Annotated in this window: 4 protein-coding genes and 1 pseudogene; 3 read left to right on the top strand and 2 right to left on the bottom strand. The window is 73.3% G+C overall.

All coding sequences use genetic code 11. The annotated features are described in order from the left end of the window. A pseudogene (locus NQ160_RS16310) lies at window positions 1–440 on the bottom strand (O-antigen ligase family protein); the annotation flags it as partial. Continuing rightward, entirely contained in the window at window positions 437–1,840 is a 1,404-nt protein-coding gene (locus tag NQ160_RS16305) for an O-antigen ligase family protein (RefSeq protein WP_257516219.1), read from the bottom strand. The pseudogene NQ160_RS16310 and the gene NQ160_RS16305, both read right to left, overlap by 4 nt. Window positions 1,841–1,903: 63 nt before the next feature. Here NQ160_RS16305 and manA point away from each other — a divergent pair, with 63 nt between their 5' ends. The 3 genes from manA to NQ160_RS16290 form a co-directional block, all read left to right on the top strand. Continuing rightward, a complete protein-coding gene (gene manA / locus NQ160_RS16300) occupies window positions 1,904–3,046 on the top strand; it encodes a mannose-6-phosphate isomerase, class I (protein WP_257516218.1) in 1,143 nt (380 codons plus the stop codon). A gap of 159 nt (window positions 3,047–3,205) precedes the next feature. Beyond that, a complete protein-coding gene (locus tag NQ160_RS16295; RefSeq protein WP_285178413.1) occupies window positions 3,206–3,529 on the top strand; it encodes a WhiB family transcriptional regulator in 324 nt (107 codons plus the stop codon). A gap of 67 nt (window positions 3,530–3,596) precedes the next feature. Continuing rightward, a partial coding sequence (locus NQ160_RS16290; RefSeq protein WP_257516217.1) for a glycosyltransferase occupies window positions 3,597–6,342 on the top strand: 2,746 nt, incomplete at its 3' end.

Genomic DNA, 6,342 nt, shown 5'->3' with positions numbered 1-6,342 from the left:
CCGAGTGACACGGTGAGCAGCACCCGCATGACGTCGCCGAGCGCGCGGGCGGTCTGCAGCGTGTCGCGCACGTGCCCGATGACGACGGCGATGAAGGCGAGCCCCGACAACCCCAGCCAGCCGGCGATCGTGCCCGCGGCATCCTGACTCCAGCTGACGCTCGCCAGGAGCCATCCCAGGAACACCAGCAGGGTCGTGGGGACGAGCCGCAGGGCGGAGATCTCGCGGCGGCGTGCGGTGAGGATCGCCGCACCCACGACGCACAGTCCCGCGACGATCGTGACGTACGTGACGCGGCCGGCCACCCGCTCGATGAGGTACCCGGCGAAGACGGCGCCGAGCGCGGCATGCGTGAAGGCGCTGGCCATCGCCGCAGACGACAGCAGCGCCCCCAGACCGTGGCCTCGGCCACGGTCGCCCGCCCGCACCACGCCGGTCACTCCGCCCGCTGGGGCAGTTCGCCGCGCTCGAGCGCGAGGGTCTGCTCGGCCGCGCCGACCCCGACCAGCGGCGCCTGCTTGATCTTGAACGCGAACATCACCACTGCGAGCCACCCCCACAGCAGTAGCGGTCCGGACTCGGCGAGCCCCTGCACGAGCAGCACCGCACCCGTCAGCGTCGGCAGCAGCGTCAGCGGCGAGTACGGCCGGTCGGCACGCAGGTCCCACCGGGGGCGGTCGACGGCGAAGAACCACGAGCGCCAGATGAACGCGAGGTAGGTGGTCGCCATGAGCACGACGCCCACGATGCCCAGCTGCAGGTAGACGTCGAGCCACATGTTGTGCGCCTGCATCACCGTCTCGCCGTGGTCGACGATCCAGCCGTCGAACGCAGGCTCCCACGGCAGCCACGGGGTGGCGAAGCCCCACCCGGCCACGGGCCTCTCGGACGCCCTGGCGAGCACGGCATTCCAGATCGTCTCGCGGCCGGTGAGGTCGCTGGAGCGGCCGAGCAGGGAGAAGACGCGGTCGCGCAGAAGCCACGCGGCCGCGAGTCCACCCAGGGCCACCGCCGCATACACGATGTAGTAGCGCGTGCGCTCGCCCGGTCGCCGGGTGGTGCGCATCAGCAGCACCGTGACGAGGACCACGAGCACCAGGGCTGCGGCCACGTACGCGGTGGCCGACCCGGCGCGGACGAAGAGGAACAGCGCCGCGGCCATCCATCCGAGCAGCAGGGGGCGGTGGGGTGCGCGGGCGGCATAGCGGATCGCGAACACGATGAGGGCGAACAGCGCCGCGTACGCGAGCAGGTTGGCGTTGCCGAAGATCCCCTGGATACGTCCGCCGTCGAAGAGGTTGTCGCGGGACCAGTACACGATGGGGTCGGGCGCCGGCCGCTCGGGCACGATGAAGCGCGGCAGCAAGGGGCCGCCGACGAACACCGACACCCACAGCTCGAACAGCAGCGAGAGGGCCACGACCCACTTGCACGCCGACGCGACGGCGCGCACCAGCTCCTGCCAGGTGAGCGTCGCCGCGACGAACAGGCCCTGGAATGTGGTGACCAGCAGCAGCGCGACGGTCAGCAGGGTCGTCGCCGGCCACTGGGTCCACAGCAGCGAGGCGGTGGCGAAGGCGACGTAGGCCAGGACGAACCACGGGAGGCGCCGCCACTGCACCGGAGGACGCGTCGCGAGCCAGATGACCGCCGACACGAGGGCCGACCCCACCCCGATCAGCGCGGCGCCGAGCCCGCCGACTGCCAGCACCCACGCCGTGCCCGTGATGGTGGTGAACAGCACGATCACGCACCACGCGCGCAGCAGCAGCACCCCGGTGCGCTCGCGCGGCGGCGCGGCCGGCGGCGCCGAGACCGGATGCTGGGTGTGGACGGCCATGGTGTGTTCAGGCTACCGCCCGCCCCTGCGCGTGCAGGGCGGCCGCCCGCCTAGGCTGGGAGCGTGCTGGTCCCTCTCTTCAATACCCCGCGCGACTACGCCTGGGGTTCGACGACGCTGCTGGCCGAACTCACCGGGCGGACGCCTTCCGGCGCACCCGAGGCAGAGATCTGGTTCGGCGACCACCCCGGCGATCCGAGTGTCGTCGGCGACGGCTCCGGCGCCACCTTGGACGTCTGGCTGCGCCGGCGCGGTGAGCCGCCGTTGCCGTTCCTCATGAAGCTTCTGGCCGCGGGGTCTTCCCTGTCGATCCAGGCCCACCCGTCCAAGGAGCAGGCCGAGGCCGGGTTCGCCCGCGAGGAGGCGGCCGGCATCGCCCGCGACGCCGCAGAGCGCACCTACCGTGACGACAACCACAAGCCCGAGATCATCGTCGCCGTCAGTGACGTCTTCCGTGCGTTGGTGGGGCTGCGGCCCCTTGCCGCCACCCGTCGTCTCGTCGCCGCGCTCGGCGACGGGCCCGGCCCGTCGGCGCTCGCTTCGCACCTGCAGGGCGACGACGAGGCGGCGGCGCTCCGCGCGACCCTCGAGTGGCTCCTCTCGGGGCAGGCGCAGGTCGAGGTCGACGGGGTGATCGAGGCGGTGGGCAGCGCCTCCGACCCGGAGTTCGCCGCCGAGTTCGCCCTGCTCCGCACCATCGCCGCGGACTTCCCGGGGGACCCGGGTGTCGTGGTGGCGCTGCTGATGAACCTCGTCGAGCTGCGCCGCGGCGAAGCGCTCTTCGCGCCGGCGGGCGTGCTGCACGCCTACCAGGACGGTCTGGGCGTCGAGCTCATGGCAGCCAGCGACAACGTGCTGCGTGGCGGACTCACCCCCAAGCACATCGACGTGCCCGAGCTGCTGCGCATCGTCGACACCACGCCGGCGCCGGCGCCGGTCGTGATCCCCGAGGACGGTGTGTTCGACGTGGGCATGCCCGACTTCGCGCTCACCCACGTCGTCGTCGACGGTGAGGCGACTGCGACTGCGACCGTGACGGGACCGGCTGTCGCGCTGGCGGTCCGCGGCCCGGTGTCCGTCAGGGGCAGCCGGTCGGCCGCGGTCGGGCTGGTCGCCGGCACCGCCGTCTTCGCCGACGCTGAGGAGGGTGTGCTGACCTTCAGCGGAGCCGGCGAGGTCTTCCTCGCCCAGCCCGGCGCCCACTGAACGCCCCCAAAAAAATCTTCGCGACACGCCGAAGACACGCCGTAAAGGTTGAACTGGCGGTTGAGGGTTTACGATCTGCGACTTGACCGCGGCGAATCACACCGGTGTAATTAGGCAAGCGCACGCATCGTGCGTACATCGGTCAGGGCGGGAGACGAGATGACTGGTTCGCAGTATCGCTCGGGTGTTCCCGACAATTGGTTCGTAGACCCTGTGCAGCTCGGTGTTCCCGGTGTGCGCCGCCCCGTCCAGGACGACGACGGCACCCTCGCCTGGCAGAGCGACGCGCTGTGCTCCCAGACCGACCCCGAGGCGTTCTTCCCCGAGAAGGGCGGATCGACCCGCGACGCCAAGCGCGTCTGCGCCTCGTGCGACGTGCGCACCGAGTGCCTCGAGTATGCGCTGCGCAACGACGAGCGCTTCGGCATCTGGGGCGGACTCAGCGAGCGCGAGCGGCGCAAGCTCAAGCGCCAGGCTTCCTGACCTGATCGGCGCGACCCGCGCGCGGCGGCGCGGCATGCGACGTTCGCGCGCTTAGGCTGTCTGCGTCATGCCCGCCCGAGTCCACGCCATCCTCGTCGTGCGCCCCGACGGCCGCACCCCCGCCGCTTTCCACCTCCGGCGCACGCTCGCGGCGCTCGATGCGCAGACCCGCCCCGTCGACGCTCTGACGATCGTGCTGTGCGGCGAGGACGACAACCTCCGTCAGCTGGCGGCGGACTCCCGCGCCGAGGGCGTGATCTCCGCACCACGCACGACCCGCTACGCCGAAGCCGCAGCTCTGGCCACGCACCGGGTGAGCGGCGACGCAGTGTGGCTGCTGGCCCAGGACACCGCTCCCGAGCCGCAGGCGCTCGCTCGGCTCGCCGGCGCCCTGGAGCTCGCGCCCTCGGTGGCTTTCGCCGCACCGAAGCTGGTGCGCTGGGACGATCGGGGCGAGATCGTCTCGCTCGGGGTGTCGATGACCACCCTGGGGCGGGCGGTCGGCCTCGCCGACGGCCAGCTCGATCAGGGGCAGCACGACGCAGGCCAGGACGTGCTGGCCGCCGACGTCCGCGGCGTACTCGTGCGCACCGCGGTCTGGCGCGAGCTGCGCGGACTCGATCGCGGTCTGTCGGGCGCCGACGAAGGGCTGGACCTCGGAGTCCGCGCGCGACTGGCGGGCGGCCGCGTCACGCTCGTGCCGAACGCCATCGTCGCCGTCGCCGGCGACGGCGTGGCCGGGCTTCCCGACGTCTACGGCTCTCGCAGGCGCATGCGTCGCGCATTCGCCATCCGCACGGCGCAGCTGCACCGTCGACTGGTCTATGCCCCCGCGCCGGTGCTGCCGCTGCAGTGGCTGGCCATCCTCCCCATCGCCCTCTGGCGCACTATCGTTCACCTCGTGGCCAAGCGGCCCGGCCAGATCTGGCCGGAGTGGGCGGCGGCCGTCACCGCAATGGTGCGCATCCCCGCCGTCGCCCGCGCCCGCGCCGGCATCCGCCGCACCAGGAGGGTGTCGTGGCAGAGCCTCGCGGCGCTGCGCATCGGGCGCGCCGATCTGCGCACGAACCTGGCGCTCACCGACGACTCCGATCGCCTCGCCGATGCCCGGCGCACCGAGTCGCGCTTCTTCAGCGGCGGTGGGGCGTGGGCGGTGCTGGCGGCCCTCGTCGTGTCGGTCGCCGCCTTCCCGGCGCTGCTGGCGTGGCCGGTTGTCGGCGGAGGCGCCTTGGCGCCGCTGCGCGACACCGTGGCGCAGCTGTGGGCGGATGCCGCCTACGGTCAGCGACCCCTGGGGCTGGATACCGTCGCCGCCGCCGACCCCTTCTCGGCAGTCGTGGCTCTCATCGGCACGCTGTCGCCGGCCGCGCCCTCGCAGGCGCTCGTCGTGCTCTGGGTGCTCGCCCTGCCGCTGGCGGTGCTGGGCGGCTGGTTCGCCGCGACCCGTGTGACCGACCGCTCGCTGCTGCGCATCACCGGCGGCGTCGCGTGGGCGTTGGCGCCCACCTTCCTGAACGTCCTGGTGGAGCCGCGGCCGGCCGCGGTGATCCTGCACCTGCTGCTGCCCTGGCTCTTCTACGCCGGCTCGGTCGCGCACCGTTCGTGGGCGGCCGCGGGGATGGCATCCCTCGTGCTCGTCGGCGTCGCCGCGTGCGCCCCGTCGCTCGTTCCCGCCCTCCTCGTGCTGTGGGTCCTCGCCCTCGCCATCGCCGCCGGACGCGGTACCGGTCGTGGCGCGGCACGCGTGGGGTGGCTGGTGGTGCCCACCGCCGCCATGTCTGCCCCGCTGGTGTGGGAGCAGCTCACCGCCGGAAACCCGTGGGGGCTCCTCGCCGACCCCGGCGTGCCGTGGGCAGGGCCGGTGGCGACAGCGGATGCGGCCGGACGCGCCCTCCTCGCCGCCGGCTTCCCCACTCCGGACCCGGGCGGTTGGGGGCAGATGCTCGGGGGTGGTCCGACCTGGTGGGTGCCGCTGCTCGTTGCGCTGCCGGCGCTTCTCGGCCTCATCGCACCGCTGACAGTGCGCTGGGCGGCCGGCGTGGTGCTGCTGTCGATCGGGGCCCTCGGACTCGCCACCGCGTACGCCGCCGTGGCCGTCTCGGTTGCCGTGACCGCCGCCGCCGAGCCCGTCGTCGTGTGGCCTGGCGCCGGGCTGAGCCTGGCCTGGCTCGGCGTCATCGGCGCCGCGCTCATCACCCTCGACGTCGTGCCGACGATGTCGACGGTGCGTGTGATGGCTGCGACCGGTGTCGTGGCGGCGCTCACCGTGTGCGCGGTCCCCGCCCTCACCGCGCAGGCGCGGGATGCGGCAGCCCTCACCGAAGGCACGGCCAGCACCCTGCCCGCGTATGTGGCTGCCGAGGGTCGCGGATCGCCGTCGCTGGGCACCATCGTGATCGCCCCGCTCGCGGACGGCTCGGTCGCCGCCGACGTCGTGTGGGGCGCCAGCGAAACGCTCGGCGGCCAGAGCACGGTGCGCGCGACGCGTGTGGATGCCACCCCCGCCGACCGTGAGACGGCCGAGCTGATCGCCGATCTCGTCACAGATGCAGCCGATGACGCCGTGGCCCCGCTCGCCGAGCGCGGCATCGGCTTCGTGCTGCTCGCCCCGGCCGTCGAGCCCGCCACCGAGGCGGCGCAGTCGCTGCGCCGCACGGCCGCGATCGCGCTGGACCAGCGCGACCGGCTGGAGCCGGTCGGCGAGACGGCGCGCGGATCGCTCTGGCGCGTGTCCGGCCAGGTCGAGGCGCGGCCCGCTGCCGACCCGCAGGTCGCTGCGATCGCCCGCTGGGTGTTCGCCGGCCAGGCGGTGG

The sequence above is a fragment of the Microbacterium sp. zg.Y909 genome (assembly GCF_024626565.1).
This window is presented reverse-complemented; position numbering and strand designations above follow the sequence as displayed.

What these genes read in the sequence shown, in the direction of transcription:
- NQ160_RS16305 (WP_257516219.1), bottom strand. Translation starts at nt 1,840, where the DNA reads ATGGCCGTCCACACCCAGCATCCGGTCTCGGCGCCGCCGGCCGCGCCG.
- NQ160_RS16295 (WP_285178413.1), top strand. Translation starts at nt 3,206, where the DNA reads ATGACTGGTTCGCAGTATCGCTCGGGTGTTCCCGACAATTGGTTCGTA.